This window comes from Bacillus sp. EB600, from assembly GCF_024494385.1.
Lineage (GTDB): Bacteria > Bacillota > Bacilli > Bacillales > Cytobacillaceae > JAEVLT01.
Window position 1 is genome coordinate 1 of record NZ_JAEVLT010000165.1, and the last position, 446, is coordinate 446.

A 446-nucleotide genomic window follows, 5' to 3' on the forward strand; every position below is an offset into this window, starting at 1 on the left:
TTGGATGAAACCACTGAATATCCCCGTTTTTAAAAATCCCTTGGAAAGTATCACCTTTAAATTTTAGTGTAAACAGATGACGTTGATGAAATTGACCTTCAAACATTGGTTTTACCTTAAATTCATGAAACATATGAACCCCCTCCTAATTTGTTTTTTTCCTACTATTGCATGTCTATTTAATTTCTTCGGTTTTTAGTCGTCGTTATATTCCTTTCCTAAAACTTTTCCATTGGCCGCATCTACTTTAACCTCTACTTCACGATGGTCCATGGTTTTGATCTTAATTTCGTAGACTGGCTGATTGTCTTCATTATCCAACTCTACCTTCGTAATAGTACCTTGGGTTGTATTTAAAGCTGTTTTCTTAGCGCTTTCTAAAGATATTTGTGGTGAAACCCTTTTGAGCATTTTGTTATCATCATGCTCATTGCTTTTCTTTAATG

The 446-nt window shown here is 34.3% G+C and carries 1 protein-coding gene; it reads right to left on the reverse strand.

Annotated features, from left to right (window positions below):
• Positions 1-195: 195 nt before the first annotated feature.
• A partial coding sequence (locus JN080_RS29190) for a PepSY domain-containing protein (protein WP_256239379.1) occupies positions 196-446 on the reverse strand: 251 nt, incomplete at its 5' end.